An 11,351-nucleotide genomic window follows, 5' to 3' on the forward strand; every position below is an offset into this window, starting at 1 on the left:
TGAAGGTGAGGGGTGGGACGAGGTCTCCTACCGTCTGTGCTCTTTCATTTGAGCCAGAAGCGTCTTCTGTCCCTCCACCCCGACAAGCCCAGTTTTTGACTTGCCGGGGTAAACATACAAGCGCCTTTAGGCGCGATGGATTGGTGAGGGATTGCTGGCGGGGCACGCGCCGTTGGCGCGTTTCGCGAGCGGGGCTCGCTCACCGGGGATCGGGTGGTTGTGGGAGCGGCCCTTGGCCGCGAAAGCCGCGGTGCGGCTGTCCTGCGTTCGGGCGGGCAGAAAAGGTAGTTTTTCAACGAGGGATTCTCGGCTGGCAATCCCCGGGGCCCCTGCGCCTTGCCTCGTTACCGCCGGGTTGCAGGGTCGGAGCGACATGGACGTCGCTCCGAGGTTCTGCGCGACACGATGTCGCGTCGAACCGACCCGTCCGCTACCCGGTGGTGACGAGGGAAGCCCGAAGGGCCAAGGCGCCGGGGTGTTTTTGTCTTTGGGGACTTTCTATTGGACAAGCAATAGAAAGTGCCTCGGGCGTTAGCAGGGCGGTGTGATCGAAACCTCCGGACGTGACAAACGCCCGAAACCGTTCTGCCTCCGCGACAAGGCTCCCCGCGGAAAAGGGTTAGGGCATTGCCGTGGCTTGAATCTCCGAACGATCAGGATTCCTCAAGCAGCACGTCGGGGCGTTTCTCGGCAATCGCGAGCAAGCGCCTGGCCGGCCCCGTGGGATGACGTCTGCCTTGTTCCCATTGCTGGAGCGTGCGGACGGACACGCCGAGCAGTCGGGCGAACTGAGTTTGCGAGAGCCCCATGCGTGCCCGCAACGAGGCGACTGGAGTGAGTTCTACCTCGGTCACCCTCGTGGCCTCGCCTTTTTTCATCTGTTTTACCGATTCGAGCAGATCGTTCTCGAACGTCTCCATCTCGGTGTCGTGTTTGGCGGTCATGGTTCCACCTCGTTTTTCAGTTTCGCCAGAAACGACGGTTCCAGGTTGTCGAATTTGGCCTTGGTGTACGCGATGAGTAAGCAGATCCGTCCGTCGGTTACGTCGAAGGGGACCTCGAAAAACCTGCTGCGCCACCCGATTGCGGCGTCGCGTGCTCGCTCGCGCCTCGCCTATCTTCTTGATATGTCTCGTCGCTCGCTGTGCGGCTCCTTGCACTCGGGTGGCTCGCGACGATTTTTCGAGGTCCCCTGAAGTAAATCACCCGGGCACCGCCGCGTTTGCCCATCCCCGAGCGAGACCAGCGCACCTTGCGACAACCTCCCGAGCCCGGGATGACGTCACCGGCGCATGGGTTGGCGGCGATCCACTCGATGAAAGCCATGCGTTCGTCTTCCGACCAGATTTCCTTGGCGTACTTCTGGAAGATGGGTGTTTCGGCCACCGTGTGCATGGCAAAAATATACGCCAATGGCGTACTCTGGGCAACTCGTGGAGAAGGGGGCGGCGCCTTTCCCAGCCCGCGTACTGTTCGGATTCCGGCGATGGGGATTCTGTCCCGGATTCCCGCCCTGTTGAGGCTACACTGGCAGCTACCTGACCCAGCCGAAGCCCGAAACCATGCCCGTGGATATCGACGCGCTGTACCCGAAGCTGATCCACCTGATGATGGACGCGGTCTTCGTGGTCGACGCGGACAACCAGATCGTCTTCGTGAGCGATGCCTGCGAGGCGCTGCTTGGCTACCGTGCCGAGGAGCTGATTGGCACGCCGATCACCGACTACATGCATCCGGACGATCTGGAGGCGACACACGACTCGATTGGCCGGGTGATGAGCGGTCAGTCGCACAACGATTTCCACAACCGGTATATCCGCAAGGACGGCTCGGTCGTCGATATCCTCTGGTCGGCCCGCTGGTCCGAGGAGGACGGCGTGCGTATCGGCGTGGCGCGGGACGTGACGGCGCTCAGGCTGGCCGAGGACAAGTTGCGCTTCCTTGCCCATCACGATCCGCTGACGGGGCTGACCAACCGATCGCTGTTCAACGACCGCCTGGACTCGGCCCTGCGTGCGGCCCATCGCCATCAGCGCAGGCTGGCCCTGCTGTTCCTGGACGTCAACGACTTCAAGTCGATCAATGACAGCCATGGCCACGCGATGGGGGATCGCATGCTCTGCACGATCGCCCGGCGGCTGGAACGCTGCGTGCGCGAGACGGACACGGTGGCCCGCATGGGGGGTGATGAGTTCATTGTGCTGTTGACGGACATCCCGTCGGCGGATGCCGTCGCCATGAAGGTCGACGAGATTGCCGCGGTCCTGGCCGAGCCGCTGGGCGCCGAGTTCGACGGGATGAAGACCGTCGCCTGCAGCATCGGCATGGCCTGTTATCCGGCGGACGGAGAGGATGCCCACACCCTGCTGAGCCATGCGGACGACGAAATGTACCGGCTGAAGGGGCGCCGATCGTAAACCGGCTGACGCGCTGACAAATTGCCGGCATCGGCTGGTGGCGCGACTGCCGACCGTTTCGGCCCGCGTGAGGGGCGGACGCAGGCCGGCTTGAACCTGGCCCGGGAGAATCCTAGGCTCTGATGGTTCGGTTTGCGGCGTGCGACAAGGCCGCCGAGGACCACACTTTCTCGATGCGAGTCCGGCGGGGGTGGCATGCAATTCCCTTCGAGCATGAGGTTCGCGCTGTTCGGTGCCGGCCTGATCGCCATCACCTACGGGCTCGCGCGCTTTGCCTTCGGCCTGTTCGTGCCGCCGATCCGCGCCGATCTGGGGCTGTCGCCGGACGTGGTCGGCGTGATCGGTGCCCTGCCGCTGATCAGCTTCATCCTCGCCTCGTTCGCCGCGCCAACGCTCGCCAAGCGGATGGGCGCCCGCTACACGGCGATGCTCTCGGGCACGCTCGCGGCCAGTGGGCTGCTGGTGATCAGCCAGTCACCGGATGCGGTGTCGCTGGGCGTGGGGGTGTTTGCCTGCGGTGTCGCCACCGGCCTGATGATGCCGGCGCTGTCGGGGGCGATGCAGGCGGTGGTCGATCGCTCGATGCACGGGCGGGTGAGCTCGATCATGAACGCGGGCACCAGCGTGGGCGTGGCGGTGGCCGTGCCGGCGGTGCTGTTGCTGGCCGACGCGTGGCGGATCGCCTACGGCTCGTTTGCCTTCCTGGCCGTCATCGGGCTGGTGGCCACGTGGTTCGTCATTCCATCGGTGTCGCGGGTCACGCCGAGGGAGGCCGAGACCCCGCCGCCGATCACCTCGCTGCAGTGGTGGCGCCTCGGGCGATTGTCGGTGTTCGCCTTCCTGATGGGGTTCGTCTCGGCGGCCTACTGGATCTTCGCGCCGGACCTCGTGGTCACGCTAGGTGATCTGCCGCCCGGTGCGACCGGCTGGCTGTGGCTGGCCGTCGGCATCGCCGGTCTCGGCGGGGCGGTGGTGGCGGATCTCGCCGACCGCAACAACCCGCCGATCACCCAGGCACTGATGCTGATGATGCTGTCGACCAGCCTGGCGTTGCTCGCCGCCAGCCCCGGCAACCTGTTCCTGGCGGCCTTCTCCGCCCTGGTCTTCGGCCTGGCCTACATGAGCCTGACGGGGCTCTACCTGATGACCGGCATCCGCCTGTTGCCCGGGCGCCTGTCGCTGGGGCCGGTGCTGCCCTTCGTGGCGGTCTCGCTCGGTCAGGCGGCGGGCTCGCCGGTCGTGGGCGTGCTGGTCGAGCAGTTCGGTTACAACCAGGCGTTCGCCATGTTCGCCGCGATCGGCGTGGTGGTCGCCATGCTCTCGCCCCTGTACCCGCGCCCCCTCGGCGAAGCGGCGGCGGAAGACGAGAGGGAAACCGGCCTGCAGGCGGCCTACGACCATCAGCTCCTGGACGGGGATGGCAAGCCGCTGGACCCCCACGCGAGCGAGGCCCGGGCCTCCTACGCAGTCCTAGCGAAACGCGACGGTGTTCCGCCCCTGGCGCTTGGCGTCGTAGAGGGCGTCGTCGGCGCGCTTGACCAGCGTGTCGGGGGTGTCGCCCGGGCGGTAGAGGCTGGCGCCGATGCTGGTGGTCACGCGGCCGGCCTCGGTGAAGGGCGTGGTCTCGATCGCCTCGCGCAGCTTTTCGGTGAAGGCAACCAGGTTCGCCCTGTCGGCATGCGGGGCGATGATGAGGAATTCCTCGCCGCCCCAGCGGCCGAGCAGGTCGGTCTGGCGGCAGTTGCGACGCAGCACGTCGACGAACTCGCGCAGCACGGCATCCCCGGCACGGTGACCGTAACGGTCGTTGATCGCCTTGAAGTGGTCGATGTCGAGGATGATCACGCCGAAGCCCTCGCCGTAGCGTTCGGCCTGGCGCGTCTCCTCCCCCAGCGCCTGGTCGAGGCGGTGGCGGTTGAACACGCCGGTGAGCTTGTCGGTGACGGCCAGCCGCTCGGACTGCCGGTACGCGGCCTCAAGCTGGCGTTTGAGGTTGGCCTGCTTCCAGTAGATCAGCCCGCCGGCGACGATCAGCAGCACGAACACCGCGCTCACCTGCCAGAGCAGGGTGTAGTCGACGCGCTGGTCGTAGCGGATGGCGATCCACTTGTTATTGATGTCCCGGCGCTGTTCCTCGGTGATGCTGGCGACGGCCTTCTGCATGATGCCGTGCAGGACCGGCCGGTCCTCGCGCACGGCCACGCCCATGTCCCAGGACTTGCCGGTGTCGCCGGTGATGCGCAGTTCGCCGGTGTACTCGGTCTGCAGCTTGTAGCCGATGGTGGCGAGCGTGCCGATGTAGCCGAACACCTCGCCGCGGCGCACCATCGCCAGGCCGGCGTCGATGTCGGTCACCTCGACCAGTTCGAGGTCGGGGAAGTCGTGGCGTAGCAGCTCGGCGAAGGCGTACAGCGCCGGGATCGCGATCTTGCGTCCCTTGAGGTCGTCGAGCCCGTCGATGAAGGCGACGTCCGCCTTGGTGGCGATCACCAGCGGGGTCCGGATGTAGCTGTCGGTGAACTCGGCATAGCTCTCGCGCTCGGGCGTGCGCATGGCGAGGCTGAACAGCTCGCAACGCCCGGCCTTGAGCGCTTCGACCGATTCCGACCAGGTCGCCACCGGCAGCGGGCGGAAGTCCACGCCCAGCGCCTGCTCGAACAGGGCGAAGTAGTCGGCGCTGATGCCGTCGTGCTTGCCCTGCTCGTCGAAGCGCTCGAAGGGCATCCAGTTCGGATCGATGCAGATGTCGATGTGCCGTGCCCGATCCAGGTAGGCGCGCTCGGCCTCGGTCAGGTCGATGGCCGGCAAGGCTCCCGGTGTGGCCGCGCCGCGCACGTCCAGCCAGCGGGCGGTGAGGGCCTGCCACTCGGCCGGGGTGATCGCATCCAGCCCCTTCTGCATGATCGAGCGCAGCGCGGGCTTGTCCGGCGTGATGCCGAAGCGCAGGTCTTCCTGGTTCACCCCGGGCAGGTCCAGCTCGCCGGCGATGCGGATATTGGTGTAGGCGCGGCGCTTGATCACCGCGTTGATGTTGGTGAGGTTCTGCACGAGGGCGTCGATCTCGCCCAGCACCAGCGCACGGGTCATTTCCTGGTAGGTGCCGTAGCGCCTCAGCTCCATGCCGTCGACGGCCTCGAGGTCCTTGACGTAGAAGATGTCCTCGATCACCCCGACCCGCTTCCCCTCGAGGTCTTCCAGCCCGTCGTAGCCGCCGAAGTCGTCGCGCACGAAAACGAAGATCGGCAGCTCGTAGTACGGCTCGGTGTAGAGCGTGAAGGGGGTGCGGTCCTCGCGGTAGGAGATGCTCGAGATCACGTCGACCTCGCCGTCGCGGAAGCGACGGAACGAATCGCCCCAGGCGCCGAAGGTCTTCTCGAACGTGAGCCCGGTCTTGGTGGAGATCAGGTGCAGGAGGTCGTGCTCGAAGCCGTTGCCCGAGCCGTCGCCGAGGACGGTGAACGGCGGATGCTCGACCATCATGGCGATGCTCACCGTCGGGTGGTCTTCGAGGAAGGCCTTTTCATCGGCACTGAGGGTTGCGGCCGATGTTGCCTGGGCAATCGTCTGGGCAATCGCTCCCTGTGCCATGACTCCCTGGGTCACCACCGGGGCGATCAGCAGGAACCAGGTCCCGAGGAGAGAAAGGCAGAGTCGCTTCATGGCCGGCGCGTGGTTCCGTCAGTGCCAGGGGTGTGTCCCGGCCGTGGGGCCGGGTGGCGAGAGTGTCCTTGAGATCCGGCCGGCGCGGCATGCGGCTGGCCGTCGTGCCGGTTGGGTCGTACCTGGATCGGGGTATAAGGAAAACTGTATGTCAGCGGCTGGGCGCGGGCAAGAGGCAGGTGCGCTACACCTGTCCGTACTGGCCGGCCGCGCCCACCCAGCGTGTGATCAACGGGTGGACCGACTCGGGGAAGCGCTCGAGGAGTTCGTCGGCCAGTTGCCCGGCCTCCTCGAGCTTGCCCTGGTCTTCCTGCAGGTCGGCGATCTTGAGCTTGGCGATGCCGGCCTGGCGGGTGCCGAGCACCTCGCCGGGGCCGCGCTGCTCCAGGTCGGCCTCGGCCAGGCGAAAACCGTCCTCGGTCTCGCGCATCAGCCCCAGCCGCGCCCGGGCGCGATCACTCAAGGGTTCGTCGAACAGGAGCACGCAGTGGCTGGCGGTCGCGCCGCGCCCGACTCGTCCGCGCAGCTGGTGCAGCTGGGCCAGCCCCATGCGCTCGGCGTTCTCGATGATCATCAGCGAGGCATTGGGCACGTCCACGCCCACCTCGATCACGGTGGTGGCCACCAGCAAGTGGTAGTCGCCGGCCTTGAAGCGGGCCATCTCGCGCTGCTTCTCGGCAGCGTTCATGCGCCCGTGCACCATGCCGATGTTCAAATGCGGCAGCTCCTCGCCCAGCATGGCGAAGGTGGTCTCGGCCGCCTGCGCCTCGATCTGGCCCTCCTCGATCAGCGGGCAGACCCAGTAGGCCTGCCGCCCTTCGGCGCACACCTGGCTGATGCGCTCGATCACCTCGCCGCGCCGATCGGCGCGCACCACCACGGTGGTCACCGGCGTCCGTCCCGGCGGCAACTCGTCGATGACCGAGACGTCGAGGTCGGCGAACTGCGTCATCGCGAGCGTGCGCGGGATGGGGGTGGCGGTCATGATCAGCTGGTGCGGTCGGCGCGCGCCGCCGTCCTGACTGGCGCCCTTGTCGGTCAGCGCCAGGCGTTGGTGCACGCCGAAGCGATGCTGCTCGTCGACGATCACCAGCCCCAGTTGGTCGAAGGCCACCGATTCCTGGAACAGGGCGTGGGTGCCGATCACGATCTGCGCCCGCCCGTCGGCCAGTTGCGCCAGCCTCTCCCGTCGGCTGGCCGCCGATTGCTGGCCGGAGAGCAGCAGCACCGACAGCCCCAACGGTTCGAACCACTGTGCGAAGTTGCGGGCGTGCTGCTCGGCGAGGAGTGCCGTCGGCGCCATCAGCGCGACCTGGTAGCCGGCATCGATCACGTCCAGTGCCGCCGCCGCGGCCACCAGTGTCTTGCCCGAGCCGACGTCACCCTGCACCAGCCGCAGCATCGGCAGCTCCTGGGCCAGGTCCGTCTTGATCTCGCCGATCACCCGTTGCTGCGCGCCGGTGGGCGTGAAGCCCAGGTGCCCGAGCAGTTGAGCGAACAGGTGGTCGCGCGGCGGAATGGCCGGGGCGGCGACCTGGCGGGTGACCGCCCGGCGCTGGCGCAGGGCGAGGATGTGGGTGGCCAGTTCCTCGGTGATCAGGCGTTGTAGCGCCGGCTCGCCGCGCGCGGGCACCCCGTCGTTGCGCTTGGGCAGGTGGATGCGTTGCAGGGCGCGCATGAGTGACGGCCAGCCGCGGGCCTCGCGGATGGAGCCGGGCAGCGGGTCGGACAGATCGCGCACCGCCACCTCCATGGCGGCCTCGACCAGCTGGCGCAGCTTGGGCTGGGCGATGCCCTCGGTGGCCGGGTAGACCGGGCGGATCTGGCCGATCTGGTTGGGGGCGACCAGCTCCGGCTGGGCCATCTCGAGCCCGTGCGGGCCGTGTTGCAGCTCGCCGAACAAGAGGTAGCTGCGCCCGGCCTGCGGGGTGGGCCCGAAGCGACCGAAGAACCAGACGGTGACCGCGACGGGGCCCTGCGGTCCCTCGCCCACGCCCTGGCAGACCAGCCGGGCCTTGCCGCGGAACAGGGGGCGCACCTCGTTGATCCGGACCTCGAACAGCGCCGCTTCGCCAACGTGTTCCGGTGATAGCGGTTGCCGGGTGCCGCGGTCCTCGTAGCGCAGGGGCTGGTGCCAGAGCAGGTCGCCGACGGTCTCGATGTGCAGGCGCGCGAGCTTTTCGGCGACCTTCGGCCCGACGCCGGGCAGGTCGGCCACGGGCGAGGAAAGCCCCGGAGATGGCTTTCTGGTGCGCCCCGAGCCAGTGGCCCTGCCGGATGTGCGGTTTTTTTTGGGTGCGGAGGGAGACATGCGGGCGCCGGTTCTGTCAAACGAGGATTTTTGCCGATATACTACGCGCCGTTGCGCATGCCAAAACGATAAAGATTCTGGAGGACTCTCGTGGCTCAACATACCCCCAAGGTCGATCCGATGTCGAAGCTGGTGGGCTTCGCCTCGGCGCTGGTCCTGCTGGTCGTCGTGTTCTACTTCATCAGCTCGCTGATGAACACCGTCGACAAGAACTCGCTCGAAGGGCAGGTGGTCGAGAAGCCGGAAAGCAAGGAAGAGGAAACCAAGACTGCCTCGGCGGACGAGAAGTCGGGTGGCGACGAGAAATCCTCTGGTGGTTCCGGTGGCGACATTGCCGCCGGCAAGGAAAAGTACGCCTCCTGCGCGGCCTGTCACGGTGCCGACGGCAAGGGTCAGGGCGGCGCCTTCCCGGTGCTGACCGGCATCCCGGCCAACGAGGCCGAGAAGAAGCTGGCTGCCTACCGCGACGGTGACCAGGAGTACCTGAAGTCGGTCGGCCTGGGCGATCGTTACGGCACCATGGCGCCGAACGCGGCCAACCTCTCCGACGCGGACATCGCTGACCTGGCCGCCTACATCGGCGACGAGTTCGGTGGCGGTGCCGGTGGTTCGTCCGACGGCGGCGACAGCGCTGGCGGCAACGGCGGCGGTGCGGTCGACGGTGACGTCGCGGCCGGCAAGGAAGCCTACGCTTCCTGCGCGGCCTGCCACGGTGCCGACGGCAACGGCCAGGGCGGTGCGTTCCCGGTACTGACCGAGATGGACGCGGCCGACATCCAGAAGAAGCTGACCGCGTACCGTGAAGGCGACCAGGAGTACCTGAAGTCGGTCGGCCTGGGTGATCGTTACGGCACCATGGCGCCGAACGCCTCCAACCTCTCCGACGAACAGATCGCCAACCTGTCGGTCTACATCGCCGATGCCTTCGGTGGCACCAACGGAGGTGGCAGTGCCGGCGGCGAGCAGGCCAAGGCCGACGAAGGCGCGTCCGAGAAGGCCGAGCCGGCAGAGCCGGTCATCGTCAGCGAGTCGATGATCAACCACGGCCAGGCGCTGTTCTCCAACTGCGCCATCTGCCACGGCGAGAACGGCGCGGGCGCGAGCTCTTCAACGCGCCGAAGCTCGCGGGCATGGGCATGGACCAGGCGGCCAGCCTGCTCAAGATCTACCGCAAGGGCCAGGAGATGGGTCCGAACTCCTACGCGATGATCCCGCAGGCCACCCACCTGTCCGATTACGACATCGACAGCCTGGCGGCCTACATCGCGACGCTGGAAGAAGTCAGCGAGTAAGTACGCCCGACGGCCACTGGGTGGTGGCCGGACACTGGCAGAGACGCCGGCCCCTGGGCCGGCGTTTTGTTTGCGGGACGGCATTTTCCAGAAGGGGAGAGCCATGTTGTTCGAGGTAAAGGAGCTGAGCGGGCCGAACGTCCCGCCGGTCTCGTTCGCGCTCGCCGCCGGCCAGGTGTTGCCGGTGCGCGGCGAGTCGGGCGTGGGCAAGAGCCAGATGCTGCGCGCGCTGGCGGATCTCTCCCCGCACGAGGGCGAGGTCTGCCTGGACGGCACCGAGCAGCAGGCCATGCCGGCCACCGACTGGCGCCGCCAGGTGGTGCTGGTGCCGGCGGAATCCGGCTGGTGGGCCGAAACGGTGGCCGAGCATTTCCCGGCCCGGCCGCCCGAGTCGTCGTGGGCGCGCCTGCGCCTGCGTGACGCGCTCTGGGAATCGCCGGTCGAGCGCTTGTCCTCCGGTGAGCGCCAGCGGCTGGCGGTGTTGCGCGCCCTGGCGCTCGAGCCGCGCGTGCTGCTGCTCGACGAGCCGACCGCCAACCTTGATCGCGACAACGCCGAGGCGATGGCCGGGCTGTTGCTCGACTATCTCCTCGAACGGCAGGCGGCAGCGGTGTGGATCAGCCACGACCCGCAGGAGATCGCCTCGCACGGCGAACGCTGGCTGGAAATGACCGCCGAGGGAGGGCTGCTGCATGGATCTGTATAGCCTCACGCCGATCGACCTGATGGTGGCCGCGGGCCTGGTGCTGGCCCTGGGCGTGGTCCAGATCATCCTCGGGCTGGGTTTGTTCCGCACGCTCGCCTTCAACAGCGTGCGCATGGTGCTGCAGCTGCTGCTGGTGGGCGTGATCCTCAAGGCGGTCTTCGATGCCGCGACCCTGCCCTGGATCCTGCTGATCGCGATGGTGATGATGGGGCTGGCCGGCTACGAGGTGGTCGCCCGGCAGAAACGTGCCATTCGTGGCTGGCACGGCTACGGCATCGGGCTGGCGGCGATGAGCGCTACCGCGCTGATCGTCACCGTGCTGGCCCTGACTCTGATGATCGAGACCGATCCCTGGTACGAGCCGCAGTACGCCATCCCGCTGCTGGGGATGATCCTCGGCAACACCATGACCGGGATCGGGCTTGCGCTGAACAACCTCACGCAGACGGCGTGGCAGAGTCGGGTCGAGATCGAGGCAAGGCTGGTGCTGGGCCACTCGGTGCGTGATGCCACCGCCGAGCTGAGGTCGGATTCGATGCGCGCCGGGTTGATCCCGACGCTCAACATGCTGGCCGCCGCCGGCGTGATCAGCCTGCCGGGGATGATGACCGGCCAGATCCTGGCCGGCTCGCCGCCAGTCGAGGCGGTCAAGTACCAGATCCTGATCATGTTCCTGATTACGGCCGCGACCGGCTTCGGCTCGCTGGTTGCCGTGCAGCTGGGCGCGCGCCGCCTGTTCGATGCGCGTGATCGCCTCCGCCTCGACCGCCTGCGCAGCGGACGCTGACGCCGCGCGGCTCGAGACGGAGCCGGCCCGTCGGCCCCGGTGTCGACCACAATCTATGGCCTGCTCCCCGATCGCAAGCCCCCGGTGGGGTGGTGGATAATCAGGTTGCGTCAATCTATTCGGCCTCCTCGTGGAGCGGTTCAGTGCTCCGGGCCTCGATGGAGAAATCCGCGCCTGT

Annotated in this window: 7 protein-coding genes and 1 pseudogene; 5 read left to right on the forward strand and 3 right to left on the reverse strand. The window is 67.2% G+C overall.

From position 1 onward, the window contains the following. Positions 1-653: 653 nt before the first annotated feature. Entirely contained in the window at positions 654-944 is a 291-nt protein-coding gene (locus tag FAZ79_RS10495; RefSeq protein WP_136867920.1) for a helix-turn-helix domain-containing protein, read from the reverse strand. A gap of 618 nt (positions 945-1,562) precedes the next feature. On the opposite strand from FAZ79_RS10495, the gene FAZ79_RS10505 reads away from it, so the two are divergent. Then, positions 1,563-2,417 (forward strand): sensor domain-containing diguanylate cyclase, encoded by an 855-nt coding sequence (locus FAZ79_RS10505; protein WP_136867921.1) that lies wholly within the window; start codon positions 1,563-1,565, stop codon positions 2,415-2,417. Between the two features lie 213 nt (positions 2,418-2,630). Further along, positions 2,631-3,677: pseudogene (locus FAZ79_RS10510) on the forward strand (MFS transporter); the annotation flags it as partial. Positions 3,678-3,887: 210 nt separating this feature from the next. Here FAZ79_RS10510 and FAZ79_RS10515 read toward each other — a convergent pair. Both FAZ79_RS10515 and recG read right to left on the reverse strand, forming a co-directional pair. Beyond that, a complete protein-coding gene (locus tag FAZ79_RS10515; RefSeq protein ID WP_136867922.1) occupies positions 3,888-6,077 on the reverse strand; it encodes a transporter substrate-binding domain-containing protein in 2,190 nt (729 codons plus the stop codon). 184 nt (positions 6,078-6,261) lie between these two features. Then, complete coding sequence (gene recG / locus FAZ79_RS10520; protein WP_136867923.1) at positions 6,262-8,490, reverse strand: ATP-dependent DNA helicase RecG; 2,229 nt, start codon at positions 8,488-8,490, stop codon at positions 6,262-6,264. On the opposite strand from recG, the gene FAZ79_RS10525 reads away from it, so the two are divergent. The 3 genes from FAZ79_RS10525 to fetB all read left to right on the forward strand — a co-directional run bounded on the left by FAZ79_RS10525 (position 8,479) and on the right by fetB (position 11,173). After that, positions 8,479-9,597, forward strand: coding sequence for a c-type cytochrome (locus tag FAZ79_RS10525; RefSeq protein WP_136867924.1), 1,119 nt, complete (start codon positions 8,479-8,481; stop codon positions 9,595-9,597). The two genes, recG and FAZ79_RS10525, sit on opposite strands and share 12 nt — an antisense overlap. Positions 9,598-9,783: 186 nt before the next feature. After that, positions 9,784-10,386 carry an ATP-binding cassette domain-containing protein gene (locus tag FAZ79_RS10530; protein WP_136867925.1) on the forward strand — a complete coding sequence of 201 codons (603 nt, stop codon included), beginning with the start codon at positions 9,784-9,786 and terminating at the stop codon, positions 10,384-10,386. Next, positions 10,373-11,173 carry an iron export ABC transporter permease subunit FetB gene (fetB, locus tag FAZ79_RS10535; RefSeq protein ID WP_136867926.1) on the forward strand — a complete coding sequence of 267 codons (801 nt, stop codon included), beginning with the start codon at positions 10,373-10,375 and terminating at the stop codon, positions 11,171-11,173. Before FAZ79_RS10530 ends, fetB begins: the two co-directional genes overlap by 14 nt. The last annotated feature ends 178 nt before the right edge of the window (positions 11,174-11,351 follow it).

It is taken from the genome of Guyparkeria sp. SB14A (assembly GCF_005096345.1).
GTDB classification, from domain to species: Bacteria; Pseudomonadota; Gammaproteobacteria; order Halothiobacillales; family Halothiobacillaceae; genus Guyparkeria; species Guyparkeria hydrothermalis.